This window comes from Umezawaea sp., from assembly GCF_057122925.1.
Window position 1 is genome coordinate 15,095 of the sequence record NZ_DBNGPQ010000083.1, and the last position, 19,694, is coordinate 34,788.

General features: G+C 72.2%; 11 protein-coding genes. 7 read left to right on the top strand and 4 right to left on the bottom strand.

Annotated features, from left to right (window positions below; all coding sequences use genetic code 11):
- Window positions 1-146 precede the first annotated feature (146 nt).
- From hutH to AC156L_RS18795, 6 genes are all read left to right on the top strand, one after another.
- Window positions 147-1,655, top strand: a complete 1,509-nt coding sequence (gene hutH / locus AC156L_RS18770; RefSeq protein ID WP_414720070.1) for a histidine ammonia-lyase — start codon at window positions 147-149, stop codon at window positions 1,653-1,655.
- Window positions 1,652-3,304, top strand: a complete 1,653-nt coding sequence (gene hutU, locus AC156L_RS18775) for a urocanate hydratase (protein ID WP_484407111.1) — start codon at window positions 1,652-1,654, stop codon at window positions 3,302-3,304. Before hutH ends, hutU begins: the two co-directional genes overlap by 4 nt.
- On the top strand, window positions 3,297-4,475 hold the full coding sequence (locus AC156L_RS18780) for an allantoate amidohydrolase (RefSeq protein WP_330878418.1): 1,179 nt from the start codon (window positions 3,297-3,299) through the stop codon (window positions 4,473-4,475). The genes hutU and AC156L_RS18780 overlap by 8 nt, the downstream gene beginning before the upstream one ends.
- Window positions 4,472-5,698 carry a formimidoylglutamate deiminase gene (locus AC156L_RS18785; RefSeq protein ID WP_330878417.1) on the top strand — a complete coding sequence of 409 codons (1,227 nt, stop codon included), beginning with the start codon at window positions 4,472-4,474 and terminating at the stop codon, window positions 5,696-5,698. Before AC156L_RS18780 ends, AC156L_RS18785 begins: the two co-directional genes overlap by 4 nt.
- Complete coding sequence (gene hutI / locus AC156L_RS18790) at window positions 5,695-6,837, top strand: imidazolonepropionase (RefSeq protein ID WP_330878416.1); 1,143 nt, start codon at window positions 5,695-5,697, stop codon at window positions 6,835-6,837. The genes AC156L_RS18785 and hutI overlap by 4 nt, the downstream gene beginning before the upstream one ends.
- A gap of 255 nt (window positions 6,838-7,092) precedes the next feature.
- Window positions 7,093-7,983: a helix-turn-helix domain-containing protein gene (locus tag AC156L_RS18795; RefSeq protein WP_330878415.1), complete on the top strand. Its 891-nt coding sequence runs from the start codon at window positions 7,093-7,095 to the stop codon at window positions 7,981-7,983.
- A 21-nt stretch (window positions 7,984-8,004) separates the two neighbouring features.
- Here the strand turns inward: AC156L_RS18795 and AC156L_RS18800 are convergent, their stop codons facing one another.
- Entirely contained in the window at window positions 8,005-9,492 is a 1,488-nt protein-coding gene (locus tag AC156L_RS18800) for a S8 family peptidase (protein ID WP_330878414.1), read from the bottom strand.
- A 190-nt stretch (window positions 9,493-9,682) separates the two neighbouring features.
- On the opposite strand from AC156L_RS18800, the gene AC156L_RS18805 reads away from it, so the two are divergent.
- Window positions 9,683-10,675, top strand: coding sequence for an aldo/keto reductase (locus AC156L_RS18805; RefSeq protein ID WP_330878413.1), 993 nt, complete (start codon window positions 9,683-9,685; stop codon window positions 10,673-10,675).
- Between the two features lie 33 nt (window positions 10,676-10,708).
- On the opposite strand, the gene AC156L_RS18810 is transcribed toward AC156L_RS18805, so the two are convergent.
- The 3 genes from AC156L_RS18810 to AC156L_RS18820 form a co-directional block, all read right to left on the bottom strand.
- The gene (locus AC156L_RS18810; protein ID WP_330878412.1) at window positions 10,709-10,885 is read right to left on the bottom strand and encodes a DUF6104 family protein; all 177 of its coding nucleotides are present in this window, start codon (window positions 10,883-10,885) and stop codon (window positions 10,709-10,711) included.
- A gap of 75 nt (window positions 10,886-10,960) precedes the next feature.
- Window positions 10,961-14,674, bottom strand: a complete 3,714-nt coding sequence (locus tag AC156L_RS18815) for a multifunctional oxoglutarate decarboxylase/oxoglutarate dehydrogenase thiamine pyrophosphate-binding subunit/dihydrolipoyllysine-residue succinyltransferase subunit (protein WP_330878411.1) — start codon at window positions 14,672-14,674, stop codon at window positions 10,961-10,963.
- A gap of 1,134 nt (window positions 14,675-15,808) precedes the next feature.
- Window positions 15,809-19,552: an ABC transporter ATP-binding protein gene (locus AC156L_RS18820; RefSeq protein WP_330878410.1), complete on the bottom strand. Its 3,744-nt coding sequence runs from the start codon at window positions 19,550-19,552 to the stop codon at window positions 15,809-15,811.
- Between the last annotated feature and the right edge of the window lie 142 nt (window positions 19,553-19,694).

Sequence of the window (19,694 nt, forward strand, 5' to 3'; positions counted from 1 at the left end):
GGTCGCCATCGCGAACGCCGCACGGGTCGACCCGCACCCGGACATGTCCTGGCCGGGCGAGCGCTGAACCGGTGCTGTCTGGGATACCAGACAAAGTCGTGCCCTCCGGGGTCGTGGAAACGGCCTCGGGGGGTTGTGATGTGCACATGGTGCAACCCGTGCAGCTGGGTCCGAAGCCGCTGACCCGCGAGGACGTGCAGGCCGTCGCCCGAGGCGGCGTGCCGGTGGAGATCCCGGAGGCCACCAGGGAGCTGGTGGCCTCGGCGAGGGCGCACATCGAGCGGCTCGCCACCGCGGAGCAGCCGACCTACGGCGTGTCGACGGGGTTCGGGGCGCTCGCGGTCCGGCACATCCCGCCGGACCGGCGGACGGCGTTGCAGCGGTCGCTGATCCGCTCGCACGCGGCCGGGGCCGGGCCGGAGGTGGAGCGGGAGGTCGTCCGCGCGCTCCAGCTGCTGCGGCTGCGGACCCTGTCGACGGGCCACACGGGCGTGCGGCCCGAGACGGTCGACGCGATGGCGGCGATGCTGAACGCGGGCATCACGCCGGTCGTGCACGAGTACGGCTCGCTGGGCTGCTCCGGCGACCTGGCGCCGCTGTCGGCCGCCGCCCTCGCGCTCATGGGCGAGGGGATGGTGCGCGACGCGTCGGGCGAACTGGTCGAGGCGGGCGTCGCGCTGCGCGCGGCCGGGATCGAGCCCGTCGTGCTGGCCGAGAAGGAGGGCCTGGCGCTGATCAACGGCACCGACGGCATGCTCGGCATGCTGGTGCTCGCCATCAGCGACCTGCACGCCCTGCTGGACCTGGCCGACCTCACGGCCGCGATGAGCGTCGAGGCGCTGCTGGGCACCGACCGGGTGTTCGCCGCCGACCTGCACGCCCTGCGCCCGCACCCCGGCCAGTCCGCGTCCGCCGCCCGGATCGCCGGGCTGCTGCGGGGCTCGGAGATCATGGAGAGCCACCGCGGCCCCGACTGCACCCGCGTGCAGGACGCGTACTCGCTGCGCTGCTCCCCGCAGGTGCACGGCGCCGCCCGCGACACCGTCGCCTACGCCGAGGTGGTCGCCGACCGCGAACTCGCGAGCGTGATCGACAACCCGGTGGTGCTGGCCGACGGCCGGGTGGAGTCGAACGGCAACTTCCACGGCGCCCCGATCGCCTACGTGCTGGACTTCCTGGCCATCCCGGTCGCGGACGTCGCCAGCATCGCCGAGCGCCGCACCGACCGGATGCTCGACGTGAACCGGTCGCACGGGCTGCCGCCGTTCCTCGCCGACGACCCCGGCGTCGACTCCGGCCACATGATCGCCCAGTACACGCAGGCCGCGATCGTGTCCGAGCTGAAGCGCCTGGCCGTGCCCGCCTCCGTCGACTCCATCCCGAGTTCGGCGATGCAGGAGGACCACGTGTCCATGGGCTGGTCCGCCGCCCGCAAGCTGCGCAAGGCCGTCGACGGGCTGACCACCGTGCTGGCCGTCGAACTCCTGACCGCCGCCCGCGCGCTGGACCTGCGCGCACCGCTCAAACCCGCGCCCGCCACCGCGGCGGCCGTGGCGAAGCTCCGCGAGACCGTCGCGGGCCCGGGCCCGGACCGGCACCTCGCCCCCGAAATCGCGGCCGCCGAGGCCCTGATCCGAAGTGGAGCCCTCCGTTGACCTCCGAGATTCGTGCCAAGCGCGGTCTGGACCTGACCGCCAGGAGCTGGTCCACCGAGGCCGCTCTGCGCATGTTCCACAACAACCTCGACCCCGACGTGGCCGAGCGCCCCGAGGACCTCGTGGTCTACGGCGGCACCGGCAAGGCCGCCCGCGACTGGCCGAGCTTCCACGCCATCACCCGCGAGCTGGAGAACCTGGCCGACGACGAGACGCTGCTGGTGCAGTCGGGCCGCCCGGTCGGCGTCCTGCGCACCCACGAGTGGGCGCCGCGCGTGCTCATCGCCAACTCGAACCTGGTGCCGGACTGGGCGAACTGGCCCGAGTTCCGCAGGCTCGAAGCCGCGGGCCTGACCATGTACGGCCAGATGACCGCCGGGTCGTGGATCTACATCGGCACCCAGGGCATCCTCCAGGGCACCTACGAGACGTTCGGCGCCGTGGCGGACAAGCGCTTCGGCGGCACGCTGCGCGGCACCCTCACGGTCACCGCGGGCCTCGGCGGCATGGGCGGCGCGCAGCCCCTCGCGGTCACGATGAACGAGGGCGTGGCCCTCTGCGTCGACGTCGACCCGCACCGCGTCCAGCGCCGGGTGGAGACCCGGTACCTGGACGAGGTCGCCGACGACCTGGACGACGCCGTCGCCCGCGTGCTCGCGGCCAAGGCCTCCGGCACCCCGCTGTCCGTCGGTGTCGTCGGCAACGCGGCCGAGGTGCTGCCGGAGCTGCTGCGCCGCGGCGTGGACGTGGACGTCGTCACCGACCAGACCTCCGCGCACGACCCGCTGGCGTACCTGCCCGCCGGGGTCGCGCTGGAGGACTGGCAGGACTACGCGGCCACCAAGCCGGAGGAGTTCACCGAGCGCGCCCGCGCGTCGATGGCCGCGCACGTCGAGGCCATGGTCGGGTTCCTCGACCGCGGCGCCGAGGTGTTCGACTACGGCAACTCGATCCGCGGCGAGGCCAAGCTCGGCGGGTTCGAGCGGGCGTTCGACTTCCCCGGTTTCGTCCCCGCCTACATCCGCCCGCTGTTCTGCGAGGGCAAGGGCCCGTTCCGCTGGGCCGCGCTGTCCGGAGACCCGGCCGACATCGCCAAGACCGACAGGGCGATCCTGGAGCTGTTCCCGGAGAACGAGAAGCTCGCCCGGTGGATCACGATGGCCGGTGAGCGCGTGGAGTTCCAGGGCCTGCCCGCCCGGATCTGCTGGCTCGGCTACGGCGAACGCCACCTCGCGGGCCTGAAGTTCAACGAGATGGTCGCGAGCGGCGAGCTGTCGGCGCCGATCGTCATCGGCCGCGACCACCTCGACTGCGGCTCCGTCGCCTCGCCGTACCGCGAGACCGAGGCGATGGCCGACGGCTCCGACGCCATCGCCGACTGGCCGCTGCTCAACGCCATGGTCAACACGGCGTCCGGCGCCACCTGGGTGTCCATCCACCACGGCGGCGGTGTCGGCATCGGCCGCTCCATCCACGCGGGCCAGGTCACGGTGGCCGACGGGACGGAGCTGGCGGCGCAGAAGATCGAGCGCGTGCTGACCAACGACCCCGGCACGGGCGTGCTGCGGCACGTCGACGCGGGCTACGACCGGGCCTCCGAGGTCGCCGCCGAGCGCGGGGTGCGCATCCCCATGTCCGCCCGTGGGTGACCTGCTCGCCGACATCGCGGACGTCGGCAGGGACGCCAAGCGCGGCGGGTACTCGCGCCACGCCTTCACGCCCGCGGAACTGGAGCTGCGGCAGTGGTTCACCGCCGAGGCCGCCCGGCGCGGCCTGGACGTGCGGGCCGACCGCAACGGCAACCTGTGGGCGTGGTGGGGCGCGCCCGGTCGCGACGCGGTCGTGACCGGCAGCCACCTGGACTCGGTGCCCGGCGGCGGTGCGTTCGACGGACCCCTGGGGGTCGTGTCGGCGCTCCAGGCCGTCGACCTGTTGAAGGCCAAGGGTTTCACGCCGACCCGACCGCTCGCGGTCGTCGTGTTCGCCGAGGAGGAGGGCGGCCGGTTCGGCGTGGCCTGCCTGGGTTCCCGGCTGATGACGGGCGCGATCACGCCGGAGGCGGCGTGCGGGCTGACCGACCCGGACGGCGTGACGTTCGGCGAGGCCGCCCACCGGGCCGGCTTCGACCCGTTGCGGATGGGCCGCGACGAGCGGTCGCTGTCGATGATCGGCGACTTCGTGGAGCTGCACGTGGAGCAGGGGCGGGGGCTGGACGTCCCCGTCGGCGTGGCGTCGTCGATCCTGGCCCACGGGCGGTGGCGGTTCAGCTTCACCGGCGAGGGCAACCACGCCGGTGCCACCCTGATCGAGGACCGCCGCGACCCGATGCTCCCGGCGTCGCAGGTGGTCCTCGCGGCCCGTCGCGCCGCCACCGGTGGCGCGCGGGCGACCGTGGGGCGGCTGGTCCCGAACCCCGGCGGCACCAACGTGATCGCGTCCTCGGTCGACGTCTGGCTGGACGCGCGCGCCGACGAGGACGCCCGGACGCGGGAGGTGGTCGCCGAGGTCGTGTCGGCCGCCGAGCGGGCCGCGCGCGACGAGGGCTGCTCGCTCAAGGTCACCGAGGAGTCCTACGGCGGCACCGTGCACTTCGACCCCGAGCTGCGCGACTCCCTCGCCGCCGTGCTGGGCGGCGTCCCGGCGCTCCCGACCGGGGCGGGCCACGACGCGGGTGTCCTCGCGGCGCACACCCGCACCGCGATGCTGTTCGTCCGCAACCCCACCGGCGTCAGCCACGCGCCGGAGGAGTTCGCGTCGTCGGACGACTGCGCCGCGGGCGTCGTGGCGCTGGCGACGACCCTGGAGCACCTGGCGACGTGACGAGCTACTGGTGCGAGCACGCGTGGCTGCCCGAGGGTGTCGTCCCCGGCGTGGTGGTCGACGTCGTGGACGGCCTGGTCGTCCGACTGTCCACCGCGGACGCTCCGGGTGATGCGCGCCGGCTGTCCGGCGTGGTGCTGCCGGGGTTCGCGAACGCCCACTCGCACGCGTTCCACCGGGCCCTCCGGGGGCGCACGCACGACGGCGGCGGCACGTTCTGGACGTGGCGCGACGCCATGTACGCCGTCGCCGCCGAGCTGACCCCGGAGAGCTACCTGGAGCTGGCCACGTCGGTGTACCGCGAGATGGCGGTCACCGGCATCACGGCGGTGGGGGAGTTCCACTACCTGCACGACCGGTCCAACGAGATGGGCGAGGCCCTCCGGCAGGCCGCCGCGAACGCGGGCATCCGCCTGACGCTGCTCGACACCTGCTACCTGGCGGGCGGCATCGACGTGCCCGTCAGGGGCGTGCAGGAGCGGTTCACCGACGGCACCGCGTCGGCGTGGGCGGCACGGGTGGCGGAGCTGCGCCCGGACGCCATGACCCGCGTCGGCGCGGCCATCCACTCCGTCCGCGCGGTGCCCCGCGCCGAACTGGCCGAGGTCGCCGCCGCCTTCCCGGACCGCCCGCTGCACGTCCACCTGTCCGAGCAGCCCGCCGAGAACGAGGCCTGCCTGGCGGCGTACGGGATGACCCCGACCGAGCTGCTGCACGAGGCGGGCGCCCTCTCGCCGCGCACCACGGCCGTCCACGCGACCCACCTGACCGGCGGGGACATCGCGCTGCTCGGCACCTCCGGCACCGGCGCCTGCTTCTGCCCCACCACGGAGGCCGACCTGGCCGACGGCATCGGCCCGGCCCGCGAACTGGTGGACGCGGGCAGCCCGCTGTCGCTGGGCAGCGACCAGCACGCCGTCATCGACCCGCTGCTGGAGTCGCGGGCGCTGGAGCACGGCGAACGCCTGCGCACCGGTCGCCGCGGCCGGTTCTCGCCGCGGGAGCTGATGGCGGCCCTGACCAACCACGCGTCCATCGGCTGGCCGGAAGCCGGGCGGATCGGCGTCGGCGCACCGGCCGACCTCGTCGCCGTCCGGCTGGATTCCGTGCGCACGGCGGGATCGCGGCCCGAACAGGTCGTCCTGACCGCGACCGCGTCCGACGTGGCCGCGGTCGTCGTGGCGGGCAAGGTCATCGCGGAGAACGGGGTGCACACGGCATGACCTCCAGCACGCTCATCACCGGCATCGGTGAGCTGACCACGAACGACCCCGAGGTCTCCGGCACCGCGCTGGTGCTGGAGGGCGACCGGGTCGTCTGGGTCGGCGCTGCCGCCGACGCACCCGCCGCAGACGAGAGCGTCGACGTCGAGGGCAGGGCCGTGCTCCCGGGGTGGGTCGACAGCCACACGCACCTGGTGTTCGCGGGCGACCGCACCGCCGAGTTCGGGGCGCGGATGGCCGGGAAGCCCTACGCGGCAGGGGGGATCGCCGTCACGGTCGGCGCGACCCGTGCCGCGTCCGACGACGAGCTGGAGGCGAACCTGCGCAGGCACGTCGCCGAGGCCGTCGGCCAGGGCACCACCTACGTCGAGACCAAGACCGGCTACGGGCTGACCGTCGCCGACGAGCTGCGGTCGGCGACGCTCGCGGCGCGGCACGTCGACGAGGTCACGTTCCTCGGTGCGCACCTGGTGCCCGCCGGTGTGGCCGCCGACGACTACGTGGACCTCGTGCGCGGCGAGATGCTGGACGCCGTGGCCCCGCACGTCCGCTGGGCCGACGTGTTCTGCGAGACCGGCGCGTTCGACGAGGACCAGTCGCGGGCGGTGCTGGAGGCCGCCGCCGCGAAGGGGCTCGGGCTGCGGGTGCACGGCAACCAGCTCGGCGAAGGACCCGGTGTCCGGCTGGCCGTCGACCTCGGCGCGGCGAGCGTCGACCACTGCACCCACCTGTCCGCCGAGGACGTCGACCTGCTCGCCACCTCGGAGGTGGTCGCCACGCTGCTGCCCGCGTGCGACCTGTCGACCCGCCAACCGCTGCCGAACGCCAGGGGCCTGCTCGACGCGGGCGCGACCGTGGCGCTGGCCAGCAACTGCAACCCCGGCTCGTCGTACACGTCCTCGATGGCCTTCTGCGTCACCACCGCCGTCCTCCAGATGCGGATGAGCGTCGAGGAGGCCGTCCGGGCCGCCACGCTCGGGGGCGCGCGAGCGCTGCGCCGCGACGACATCGGCGTCCTCCGCCCCGGTGCCCGCGCCGACGTGCACGTGCTGGACGCGCCGTCGACCACGCACCTGGCCTACCGGCCCGGTGTCCCGCTGACCCGCGCCGTGTGGCGCGCGGGCGCGCGGGTGCGGTGACGGGGCTCCGAGGCGGTCGGCGAGCGCGTGCGGCCACCGCCCGCCGACGCCGGTGAACAGCGGCGGCAGCTCGTCCGCCAGGTCGTGCGGCAGCGCGGGGCCCGCCGTCCCGGCGGTCATGACCGATCGCCGCTCCGTCCTCCCCAGCCCGGTGGTCGTCGGCGACCCGGTGAGCGCTTCCCCCCGGTGCACGCCGCGTGTTCACCGAGTCGGACGAACGGTCCTCGCGCGTTCGACCACGTAGGGTTCGTCCTCGTGGCGGAGGACTTCGGGGACGCGCTCACGCGCGCGATCGAGGCCAGCGGGCTGAGCCTGGAACGGATCCAGCACCACCTGGCCCGGCGCGGCGCGCAGGTGAGCGTGTCGACGTTGAGCTACTGGCGGCGCGGGCGAAGCAGGCCGGAACGCCCCGAGTCGCTGCGCGTCGTGACGCTGCTGGAGGAGGTCCTCGGCGTCGACGACCTGCTGCGCGGCCTCGGCCCGAAGCGGCCCCGCGGCCGGTGGACCGAGCAGACCGCCGAGCGGACGCTGACGCTGGAGGGCATCTGGGACGTGCAGGCCGACGGCCTCAACGACCTGATGCTCACCCTCGACCACCTGGAGCCGACCCCCGTCACCTACCTGAGCTGGCGCGACGTCGCCACGGTCGGCGCGGACGGGCGTGAGGTGGAGTGGCACTGCAACGGCGTGCTGCGCGCCGACGAGGACGGCATCGACCGGTTCATGGCGATCCAGCGGGCCGACGAGGACGACGAGACGGTGGGCACGATCTCGGCCGAGGGCGCGTGCCGCATCGGTCGGGTGCGGACCGAGCCGGAGCACGGGTTCCTGCTGGCCGAGGTGCTGTTCGACCGGATGCTGCGCGCGGGCGACACGGCGGTCGTGGACTACCGGATCACCGCCCGTCCCGGCGCGGCCAGCTCGTGCAGCGACCGCCGGTTCCTGCGCGGCGCGCGGGACTACCTGCTCCAGGTGAACTTCCACCCGGACGCGGTCCCGGTGCGCTGCTACCGGTTCCGCCAGGAGACCTCGCAGGACCCGGAGACCGACGTGCGGGACCTGTGGATCGGCACGACGCACAGCGCGCACCTGGTCGCGCACGACACCGGGCCCGGCATCATCGGCATCCGCTGGGAATGGGAGTGATGCCGGGCCCGGTGCCCGCGGCTACCTGACGGTCAGCGTGAACGTCGCCGCGGTGCTCGTCGTGCCGTCCGTCGCCGTGACCGTGATCGGGTAGGTCCCCGGCGTCCCGAACCCGGTGTACACCGTCAGCTGCGAGCTGCCCGCCGCCGAGAGCGCGGAGGGCTGGAAGAAGCTGAGCGAGCCCCGCGGTCCGCCGGTCGCGGACAGCCGGACCGTGCCCGTCCCGCCCTGGACGGTGACCGTCGTCCTGCCGACCTGGCCCGCCGTGATCGTCTGCGCGGCGGGGGAGGTCGCGGCGGTCAGCTTGCCCGCGGGCGGGTCCGGCGGGTTCGGGTTCTGGCCCGCCGACCCGGTGTGCAGGAACAGGTTCGGCGAACCGGTCCTGATGTCGGTCAGCAGGCCCCCGGTGGCGTTGGCGACCAGGGCGTCGCGGACCTGCTCGGGCGTGGCAGTCGGGTTCGCGCCCAGGTAGAGGGCCGCCGCACCCGCGACACCGGGGCTCGCCATCGAGGTGCCGCCCATCTCGGTGGAGGCGGTGTCACCGGAGTACGACGCCGAACGGATAGCCGTACCCGGCGCCCAGACGTCCAGGCACGTCCCGAAGTTGGAGCTGGCTGAGGAGTTCCACACCGACCTCTTCCCCGTCTGGTCGACCGCGCCGACCGTGATGGCTTCCGGAGTGCGCGCGGGCGTGAACCGGCACGCGTCCTGCCCGCTGTTGCCGCCCGCGAGGGCGTAGGTGAAGCCCGCGGCGATGGACCTGCGCACCGCGTTCTCCATCGTGGCGTTGCTGCCGTCGCCACCCAGGCTCATGTTGACCACGGCGGGCTTGACGCCGTTCGCGGTCACCCAGTCGATCGCCGAGACGATGCCCTCGAACGAGCCGGTGCCGTCGCAGCCCAGCACGCGCAGCGCGACGACCTTCGCCTTCTTCGCGACCCCGTAGGTCTTGCCCGCGACCGTGCCCGCGACGTGCGTGCCGTGGCCCTGGCAGTCCGACGCGTCCGGGTCGTCGTCGATGAAGTCGTACCCGTGGCTCGCGCGTCCCTCGAATTCCGAATGGGACTTGCGAATTCCGGTGTCGATGACGTACGCCGTCACGTTCGAGGCGGTGTTGTCGTAGGTGTACTTCTTGTCGAGGGGCAGTTCGCGTTGATCGATGCGGTCCAGGCTCCAGATCGGATCGGTCTGCGTGTCCTGCACCCGGACCACGGCGTCCTGCTCCACGTAGTCCACCGCCGGATCGGCGGCCAGCCGCCGCGCCTGCTTCTCGGAGAGCCCCCGCACCGAGAAGCCGTGCAGCGCGGAGTTGAACGAACGGCCGAGTTCGCCCTGGTAGCGAGTGGCGAGGGCGGTCGCGTCGCCGCGCACGCCGTCCCGGTAGACCACGAGGTAGCTCCCGGGAACCGCGTCCGCGCCCGCCGCCGCGACAACGGCCTCCTCGGGTTGCGCGGCCGTCGCGGTCGGGGCGAACAGGACCGCCCCGGTGAGGCCGAGAGCCGTGAACACCGCTCCTCGACGTAGTTTTTCCATCATTCGGGTCCTCCGCAGGGAATTGAGTGAACCGAGATGAAAATAACTCCACGACAGGGTGAAATGGCAGTGTCGAATATTCGAGGTCAATACTGTCAAATTTGTGGAAGCCGCCTGGCGCGGCCCCACCCGGCAGCCGCGGGGCATCCGGGGTTAGCTGGAGGTCATGGAGTACACGAACCTCGGACGGTCCGGCCTTTCCGTGTCCCGCCTGTGCCTCGGCACGATGAACTTCGGTCCTGAGACGACCGAGCCCGACAGCTTCACGATCATGGACCGCGCCCACGAGCACGGCATCAACTTCTTCGACACCGCCAACGTCTACGGCTGGAAGACGGGGGAGGGCGTCACCGAGCAGATCATCGGCCGGTGGTTCGCCACCGGCGGTCTGCGCCGGGAGAAGACCGTGATCGCCACCAAGCTCTACGGCAGCATGAGCGACTGGCCGAACGGCAACCTGCTGTCCGCGCTGAACATCCGCCGCGCCTGCGACGAGTCGCTGCGCCGCATGCAGACCGACTACATCGACCTCTACCAGATGCACCACGTCGACCGCGCGACGCCGTGGGACGAGATCTGGGAGGCGTTCTCCGTCCTGCGCCAGCAGGGCAAGGTGCTCTACTTCGGGTCGTCGAACTTCGCGGGCTGGCACCTCGCGCAGGCCCAGGAGGCCGCGCGCGCCAGGCACTTCCTCGGCCTGGTCAGCGAGCAGTCCATCTACAACCTGCTCAACCGCTGGGTGGAGCTGGAGGTGCTGCCCGCGGCCAAGCACTACGGCCTCGGCGTCATCCCGTGGTCGCCGCTCAACGGCGGCCTGCTCGGCGGTGCCCTGCGCAAGCAGCGCGAGGGCGGCGGCGGCCGGAGCAACTCGGGCCGGGCGAAGGAGGGTCTCGCCAAGCACCAGGAGGCCATCGAGTCCTACGAGAAGCTGTGCACGGACCTCGGTGAGGACCCGGCCAACGTCGGTCTCGCGTGGCTGCTGCACCAGGAGGGCGTGACGGCCCCGATCATCGGCCCGCGCACCACCGAGCAGCTCGACGGCTCGCTGCGCGCGGCTGAGCTGAAGCTGGACGACGAGGTGCTGACCAAGCTGGACGAACTCTTCCCGGCGCCGGGCCCGAACGGCTCGAAGCCCGCCCCGGAGGCGTACGCCTGGTAGTGCGGAGGAGGGGGCCCGCCCGGGCCCCCTCCGTCACTCGTCGTCCTCGTCGTCGCGCGCCAGGAACGTGGCCAGGCGTTCGATCGGGACTTCGAAGTCGGGGTTCAGGTCGACGAACGCGCGGAGCCGGTCGGCCAGCCAGGCGAGGCTGACCTCCTCCTCGCCCCGACGGGTCTCCAGCTCTTCGATGCCGCGGTCGGTGAAGTACATCGGGTCCTCCGTGAACGGCCGAGCCGCCGGAACCCACGTGCTCGGTTCCGGCGGCTCGGTGGTGGATCTGGCCTGCTAGTCGAACGCCTTCGCGATGATCTCGCGCTGCTCGACCTCGTGCACCTTGCTCGAACCGGCCGACGGGGCGGCCATCGGGCGGCGGGACACGCGCACCACGCGGAAGCGCTCGGGCAGCAGCTCCGGGAGCGCGAGACCGTAGAACGGCCACGCACCCTGGTTCGCGGGCTCCTCCTGCGTCCAGCGGACCTCGGTGGCGTTCGGGTACTGCTCCAACGCCTCGGTCAGCTTGCGGGCGGGCACCGGGTAGAGCTGCTCGACCCGGACCACCGCGGTGTCCTTGACCGTGCGCTTCTCCTGCTCGGCCGCCAGCTCGTAGTAGATCTTGCCGCTGCAGAGCACGACCTTGGTGACCTTCGAGGGGTCGGGCTTGGTCGGGTCCTGGATGACCGACTTGAACCGCTCCTCGGTGAAGTCCTCGACCGGGCTGGTCGCGGCCTTCAGGCGCAGCATCGACTTGGGCGTGAACACCACCAGCGGCCGGTTCACGCCGTCGAGGGCGTGGCGGCGCAGCAGGTGGAAGTAGTTCGCGGGCGTCGACGGCACGGCGATCGTCATCGAGCCCTCGGCGCACAGCTGGAGGAACCGTTCGATGCGACCCGACGTGTGGTCGGGACCCTGGCCCTCGTGACCGTGCGGCAGCAGCAGCACGACGTCGGAACGCTGGCCCCACTTGGCCTCACCGGACGAGATGAACTCGTCGATGACCGGCTGGGCACCGTTCACGAAGTCGCCGAACTGCGCTTCCCACAGCACCAGCGCGTCGCTGTTCGCGACCGAGTAGCCGTACTCGAAGCCGAGCGCGGCGAACTCCGACAGCACCGAGTCGTAGACCATGAACTTGCCCTGGTCGTCGGACAGGTTCTGGAGCGGCGTGTACTCCGCGCCGGTCTTGCGGTCGACCAGCACCGCGTGGCGCTGCACGAACGTGCCGCGCCGCGAGTCCTGACCGGCCAGGCGGACCAGGCGGCCCTCCAGCGTCAGCGAGCCGAACGCGAGCAGCTCGGCGAACGCCCAGTCGATGCCGCCCTCGCGGGCCATCTTCGCGCGCCGCTCCAGGACCGGCTTGACGCGCGCGTGCGGCGTGAAGCCCTCCGGGAGGTTGACGTGCGCGTCGGCGATCTTCTCCAGCACCTCGATGCTGACCCCGGTGGGGAGCTTCGCGGGCACCTGCTGCTCGGACTCGACCGACGGGCTGGCCTTGGCCGGGTGCTTCTCCAGCTCGCGGACCTCGTTGAAGACGTGCTCCAACTGGCTGGAGAAGTCCTGGAGAGCCTTCTCCGCCTCCTCGACGGAGATGTCGCCGCGGCCGATCAGCGACTCGGTGTAGGTCTTGCGCACCGAGCGCTTGGTGTCGATCACGTCGTACATGGCGGGCTGCGTCATCGAGGGGTCGTCGCCCTCGTTGTGGCCGCGGCGCCGGTAGCAGACCATGTCGATCACGACGTCCTTGTTGAACGCCTGCCGGTAGTCCACGGCCAGCTTCGCGACCCAGTAGCAGGCCTCGGGGTCGTCGCCGTTCACGTGGAAGACCGGCGCGCCGATCATCTTCGCCACGTCGGTGGAGTACTTCGACGACCGCGAGTTCTCCGGCGCCGTGGTGAAGCCGACCTGGTTGTTCACCACCACGTGGACCGTGCCGCCGGTGCGGTAGCCGCGCACCAGCGCCAGGTTCAGCGTCTCGGCGACCACGCCCTGGCCCGCGAACGCGGCGTCGCCGTGCATCGCGACGGGGAGGACGGAGAAGCCGTCGCCACCCTTGTCGAGGATGTCCTGCTTGGCGCGCACGATGCCTTCGAGCACCGGGTCGACCGCTTCGAGGTGCGACGGGTTCGCGGTCAGCGACACCTTCGTCTCACCGTCGCCGAACATCCGGAAGTACTTGCCCTCGGCACCGAGGTGGTACTTCACGTCGCCGGAGCCGTGCGCCTGGCCGGGGTCGAGGTTGCCCTCGAACTCGCGGAAGATCTGCGAGATCGGCTTGCCGACGATGTTGGCCAGCACGTTCAGCCTGCCGCGGTGCGGCATGCCGATGACGACCTCGTCCAGCTCGTGCTCGGCGGCCTTGTCCAGCACCGCGTCGAGCAGCGGGATGACCGTCTCGCCGCCTTCGAGCGAGAACCGCTTCTGGCCGACGTACTTGGTCTGGAGGAACGTCTCGAACGCCTCGGCCGCGTTCAGCTTCGACAGGATGTACTTCTGCACGGTGGCCGGGGGCTTCTCGTGCGGGACCTCGACGCGCTCCTGGATCCAGTTGCGCTCCTCGGGCTCCAGGATGTGCATGTACTCGACGCCGACGGTGCGGCAGTACGAGTTGCGCAGCACGCCCAGGATGTCCCGGAGCTTCATCCGCTCCTTGCCCGCGAACCCGCCGACCGGGAACTCGCGCTCCAGGTCCCACAGCGTCAGGCCGTGCGACAGGACGTCGAGGTCCTGGTGGCTGCGCTGGCGGTAGTTCAGCGGGTCCGTGTCCGCCATCAGGTGGCCGCGGGTCCGGAACGCGTCGATCAGCTCGATCACGCGGGCGGTCTTGTCGACCGAGCCCTCGGGGATGTCCGCGACCCAGCGGATCGGCTCGTACGGCAGCCGCAGCGACGTGAACACGTCGTCGTAGAAGCCGTCCTCGCCCAGCAGCAGCTGGTGGATGCGCCGCAGGAACTCGCCCGACTCGGCGCCCTGGATGATCCGGTGGTCGTACGTGCTGGTCAGCGTGATGACCTTGCTGACGCCCATGTCCGTCAGGGCCTGCTCGCTGGTGCCCTGGAAGTGCGCCGGGTACTCCATCGCGCCGACGCCGACGATCGTGCCCTGACCCGCGGTGAGGCGGGGAACCGAGTGGTTCGTGCCGATCGTGCCGGGGTTGGTCAGCGAGATCGTCGTGCCGGAGAAGTCCTCCGAGCCGAGACCGCCGGTGCGGGCCTTGCGGATCAGGTCCTCGTAGGCCTGCCAGAACTGCGTGAACGTCATGTCCTCGCAGCCCTTGATCGAGGCCACCACGAGGGTCCGAGCGCCGTCCTTGCCGGGCAGGTCGATCGCCAGGCCGAAGTTGACGTGCTCGGGGGTCACCACGAACGGCTTCGAGTCGATCGACGCGTAGTGCCGGTTCATGTTCGGGTACGCCTTGAGCGCCCGGACGACCGCGTAGCCGATCAGGTGCGTGAAGGAGACCTTCCCGCCCCGAGTCCGCTTCAGGTGGTTGTTGATGACGATGCGGTTGTCGGCCAGCAGCTTCGCGGGCACGGCCCGGACGCTCGTCGCGGTCGGAACGGTGAGCGACAGTTCCATGTTCTTCGCGATGGCGGCCGAGGCGCCTCGGAGCTGCTTCTGCTCCTCGCCCTCGGCGGGCTTCACCGGCGCGGCCTTGGCGGCCTGCTGCGGCGCGGGCTTGCTCGCGCTGGGAGGCGTCGCCTTGGGAGCGGCAGCGGGCGCGGGAGCCTTGGCGGCCGGCGCGGCCTGCTTGGGTGCGGCAGCGGGCTTGGCCGCCTGCGCCTGCCCGTTCTCGGCCGCACGCGTCGTGGTGGTGGTCGTCGTACCGGCCGAGGACGCCGCGACGCCCCCGTTGCCGGCTGCCCGCTGCGTCGGCTTGTAGTCGGCGAAGAAATCGTGCCACGCCGGGTCTACGGACGACGGGTCGGCGAGGAACTGCTCGTACATCTCCTCGACCAGCCACTCATTGGGGCCGAACTGTGACGCAGGACTACTGCTGGACACGGCTGCCGCTCGCCTCTATCCATCTCGCTCTTGGTGTCGACATAACTCCCTGCCAGGTTAGTCCCCCGCACATGCCACTTCATACGGAGGATGCACCGGCCAACGAGTGCTCAGTCACAGGATCGATCAGGATCCCGCGGGTGTTGCAGGTACTTGAGCATTCCTTGATGTGACGTCGCTGTCGACCTGGACCAACCCCGGTGTGAGCCCTCCTCGTCTGCTGGGACGCGGTTCCGGTAGGTGAACCGCACGACCTCGCACAGGCCGCCGCCGGGGCGACGACGACCTCACGCGCATCCGGACGAACCGGACGCCCAACCCGTGTGTACCCGATGGAGTGGAAACCACTCGACAGGCGCGCGAGGTTGGGTGGTCTGGACCTGGACAAGCCGCCAGACGGCCGAGGTGGAAGCAGCAGGACAGCCGAGACCTGGACCGCCGGCCAACCAGACCCGCTGCTGCGTGGACCCGCTGGCCACCGCGCCGGACCACTGGCCCTCCGGGCGAGCGGATCACCTGGACCCGCCGGCCACTGAAGTTGACCCGCAGGCCATCCGGACCCGCAGGCCAGCGGACCCCTTGACCGCTTGAAGTGGACCCACTGGCCGACTGAATCCGCCGACCAATTGGACCGAGGGCCACTGTGCCGGACCCGCTGACCAGTCGGGACAGCGACCAACCGAGGTGGACCCGCCGGCCGTCTGGACCCGCCGACCAACCGGGCCGACGGCCAACTCCGCCGGACCCGCCGACCCGCCGGCCATCTGGAACCACTGACCAGCCGAGCCGGAGACCAACCCGCGCCGACCACCTCGGACGCGCGGTCCTGCCCACCACCGCCCACACCGGACTGGCCCGACGGACCCGGCCACCTGCGAACCAGCGCATCCAACCCAGCCTCCTGCGAACCGGCACGGAAGCACGCAACTCGGGAGAAGCCCACACCCAGGCCGCCGCCCCGATCCGAAGCCGCTCTCATGGTCGGCCGTGCCGTGTCAAGGAATCTTTCCCGCCTTGACACGGTGCGTCCGACCATGACGACACTCGGCGATCGGGGCGACGACCCTTCCCGGAACGCGCCAGCCCTTCCCGGAACGCGCCGACCCCTTGCCGAACCCACACCACCCCCACCCCTCAAGCAGCCTGCTCCCCCGGCTGGCCGAACCTCCACAACCGGGCATACGTCCCATCAGCCCCCAGCAGTTCAGAGTGAGTCCCCACCTCCACGATCCGCCCCCCGTCCAACACCACGATCCGATCCGCCCGAGCCGCCGTGGCCAACCGGTGCGCCACCACGAACGTCGTCCGCTTCCCGGCCAGGTGATCACTGGCCGCCAGCACGGCGGCCTCGGTGGCCGGGTCCAACGCGGCCGTCGCCTCGTCCAGCAGCAGCAGGTCAGGGGCGACCAACTCGGCCCGGGCCAACGCGACCAACTGCCGCTGCCCCGACGACAACCCCTGCCCGCGCTCCCCGACCTGCTGGCGGAACCCCAACGGCAACGACGCCACCACCGGCAGCGCCCCCACCGCCCGGACCGCCTGCTCCACCTCCGCGTCGGACGCGGACACCCGCCCGTACCGCACGTTGTCCGCGACGTCCCCGCCGAACAGGTGGGCCTCCTGCGGCACCACCCCCAACCGCTGCCGGAACGACGACAACTCGTAGGACCTCACGTCGACCCCGTCGACCAGCACCGCCCCGGCCGTCACGTCGTAGAACCGCGCGATCAGCTTCACCAGGGTCGACTTCCCGGCCCCGGTCGCCCCGACGAGGGCCACCGTCTCCCCGGCCGCCACCCGGAGGGACACCCGGTCCAGCGCGGGCTCCTCGACGCCCTGGTACCGGAACGTCACGTCCCGCAGCTCGACCTCCCCGCGCAGCGACACCACCGCCACCGGATCGGCGGCGGGCGGCACGGTGCTCGGCGTGGCCAGCAGGTCGCCGATCCGCCGCAGACCCACCCTGGCCTGCTGGTACCCGTCGAACACCCCCGACAGCTGCATCAGCGGCGCGAAGAACAGCCCGAGGTACAGCAGGAACGCCAGCAGCACGCCCGGCGTCAACGTCCCCTCCGCGACCCGGTACGCCCCCACGGCCAGCACCGCCGCCTGCGCCACCCCAGACAGCATCGCCACGAACGGGAAGTACGTCGCGATGTACCGCTGCGCCCGCAGCCTCGACACCCGGTAGGCGTCGCTGCGCTCGGCGAACGCCTCCGCCGACCGGCCCTCACGCGTGTACGCCTGCGACACCCGCAGCCCGGACACGTTCTCCTGGAGGTCGGCGTTGACGACGCTGACCCGCTCGCGCGCCTCGGTGTACGCCGCCGACGACAGCCGCTGGAAGATGAAGGTCGCCACGAGCAGCACCGGCAGCACGGTCAGGGCGACCAGCGCGAGCCCCCAGTCGGTCAGCGCGAGCGCGACGGCGATGCCGCCGACGGTCAGCACGCTGATCACCGCCGTGGTCAACCCGGTCTGGAGGAACGTGGACAGGGCGTCCACGTCCGTCGTCATCCGGGTCATGATCCGACCCGCCATCTCGCGCTCGTAGTAGTCGAGCCCGAGCCGCTGGAGGTGCGCGTAGCTGCGGACGCGCAGCACGTACAGCAGCCGCTCGCCGACGCGCGAGGTCAGCACGGTGTTCAGCGCGGTGCTGCCCCAGTTCAGCCCCACCAGCAGCAGCCCGACGCCCGCCGCGATCCACAGCGCCGCGGTCGACCGTTCGAGGACGCCGTGGTCGATGCCGTACCGGACCAGCGTGGGCAGACCGATGGCCAACCCCGCGTCCACCACGATCAGCAGCCCCACCGCCGTCATCGCCCACCGCGCGGGCCGCAGCAGGTTCCGCAGCCGGAAGCCGGGGTCGGGCGCCGTCGGGTCGTCGCCCGCCAACCGGGGCTGCTCGTTCGCCGGTGGCAGCGCCTCGACCTGGGCCAACAGCTCCGGCGTCGCGGGCATCCCGCCCGCCAGCGCCGTCGTCGAACTGCCCCGACCGGGCTGCGCGACGGGCTTGACCGTCCGGTTTGCCGACGCCAGCAGCGAGAGGTCCGACGGGTCGATCGACGGCCACAGCGACGGCGTCGTGCCGTCCGGACCGGGCTCCAGCGGGGCGTCCGCCCGAGGGGCGACCTGCTCGATCGCGTCGGTCGGCCCGGCCAGCAGTTCGCGGAACAGCGCGCACCGCTCGTCCAGCTCGGCCCGCGTGCCCACGTCGACCACCCGGCCCCGGTCGAGCACGGCGATCCGGTCGGCCAGCGCCAGCGACGACCGGCGGTGCGCGATCAGCAGCGTCGTCCGCTGCGCCGTCACGGCCGCGAGCGTGCGGTGGATCGCCGACTCGGTCGCGGTGTCCACGGCCGACGTCGCGTCGTCCATCACCAGCACCCGCGGGTCGGTCAGCAGCGCCCGCGCCAGCGCCACGCGCTGCCGCTGCCCGCCGGACAGCGTGAGCCCGCGCTCGCCCACGACGGTGTCGTAGCCCGCGGGCAGGGCCCGCACGAAATCGTGCGCCTCGGCGGCCCGCGCCGCGGCCTCGACCTGCTCGTCGGTCGCGTCCGGCCGACCGTAGGCGATGTTCGCCCGCAGGGTGTCCGAGAACAGGAACGCCTCCTCGAACACCACCCCGACCGTCCCGCGCAACGACGACAGCCGCAGGTCGCGCACGTCCACCCCGCCGACCGCGATGGACCCCTCGTGCACGTCGTAGAACCGGGGCAGCAGCAGCGACACCGTCGACTTGCCCGATCCGGCCGTGCCGACCAGCGCCACCGTCTCGCCCGGCCGCACCTCCAGCGACACGTCCGACAGCACCGGCTCGCTGCGCGTGTACCCGAACGTCACCCCCGACAGCGAGAGCCCCACCGGCCCGGCGGGCACGTCGACCGCGCCCGGCCCGTCCACCACGTCCGGCTGGGAGTCGATCAGCTCGTACACCCGCTCGACGCCCGCGCGCGCCAGCTGCGCGTTCACCACCAGGCTGGAGATCAGCCGCGTCGGCCCGACCAGGTTCGCCACGTACGTCGCGAACGCGAGGAACGTGCCCAGGCTGACCTGCCCGTCCAGCGCCATCCAGCCGCCGAGGGCGAGCACGGCCACCTGCCCGACGGCGGGCAGCGCCGTCAGCGTCGCCGCGGGCCGCGCGGTCAGCCGGGCCGCCCGCATCCGCTCGGCGTACAGCGACCGCGCCTGCCCCTCCAGCCGGGTGACCTCGCGCGCCTCCTGCCCGAAGCCCTTCACCACGCGCACGCCGGTGACGGTCTCCTCCACGTGCTGCGCGAGGTCGGCCGCGCGCTGCTGCGCGGACCAGGTCGCGGGGAACAGCACCAGCCTGCTGCGGGCCGCGATCCACCCGACCGCGGGCACGATCACCAGCGCGACCAGCGTCAGCAGCGGCGACAGCCACACCATCGCCACCAGCGCGGCCGCCGCGAACACCACCGTGCCGACGGCCAGCGGCACCATCGACAGCAGGCTCTGCACGAGCTGGAGGTCGGTGATCGACCGCGACACCACCTGCCCGGTCCGCAGCACGTCCTGCTTGGCCCCGTCCAGCCGCTGCACCGCGCCGAACACGCCCTGCCGCAGGTCGTGCTGCACGTCGAGCGCCAGCCGTCCGCCCAGGTACCGGCGCAGGAACGCCGTGCCGAACGTCAGCAGCTCCATCCCGACCAGCACCGCCACCAGCAGCGCGAGCCGCTCGGTGCGGCCGATCACCGCGTCGTCGACGGCCAGCTTCACCAGCAGCGGGCCCGCGGCCTGCAACCCGACGCCGAGCACCGAGGCGACCAGGGACAGCAGCACCAGTGACCGGTGCCGCCAGCAGGCACGCGCCAGCTTGCGGATCCAGCCCGACGTGTCGGGGACAGAGGTAGTCACGCACCCACAGTAGGACGCCCCTCCGACAAAACCGGGCCCGCTGTGTTGTCGGTCCCTGCTCCGCGGACTCCGGCTCGGCCGCCTGGAGCCGGCAGTCCGTGCCCCGATCTTCGAGTCGGGGCAGGAACTCTGTCCCCACCCC

Coding starts and splice junctions, on each gene's coding strand:
- hutH (WP_414720070.1), top strand. CDS start 147: ATGGTGCAACCCGTGCAGCTGGGTCCGAAGCCGCTGACCCGCGAGGAC.
- hutI (WP_330878416.1), top strand. CDS start 5,695: ATGACCTCCAGCACGCTCATCACCGGCATCGGTGAGCTGACCACGAAC.
- AC156L_RS18805 (WP_330878413.1), top strand. CDS start 9,683: ATGGAGTACACGAACCTCGGACGGTCCGGCCTTTCCGTGTCCCGCCTG.
- AC156L_RS18810 (WP_330878412.1), bottom strand. CDS start 10,885: ATGTACTTCACCGACCGCGGCATCGAAGAGCTGGAGACCCGTCGGGGC.